Raw genomic sequence first — 274 nt, forward strand, 5'->3', positions numbered from 1 at the left:
GACTTCCAGCTCTTCGACGGCCACATCGTTCAGCTGCGCGATGCGCAGCAAGATGTCTTTCATCTCCTGCACGAGCTCCGATGTCGTGAAGGCTGGGTTCCGATACTTCGTCACCCAGATTAGATGAAAGTGGAAATTGTAGACGTATCCACGCTCATAGATTGCATCTGGGATGCGCTCTTTTCGTTTCATGTGTACCACACTCCTTCCTTTTTATTATAGCGATATATTGTTTGTTAGGCAATCTCATATGATGTATAATAGAAGTAGGAAG

General features: G+C 45.6%; 1 protein-coding gene. It reads right to left on the reverse strand.

Going from position 1 to position 274, the window contains the following annotated elements; all coding sequences use genetic code 11:
- Positions 1 to 192: transposase (locus tag DWZ54_RS12060; RefSeq protein ID WP_233541676.1), on the reverse strand; the 192-nt coding region annotated here is incomplete at its 3' end.
- Positions 193 to 274: the final 82 nt, after the last annotated feature.

Origin of the sequence: Mitsuokella sp. AF33-22 (genome assembly GCF_003475755.1) — a bacterium.
In the GTDB taxonomy this organism is placed as follows: domain Bacteria; phylum Bacillota; class Negativicutes; order Selenomonadales; family Selenomonadaceae; genus Mitsuokella.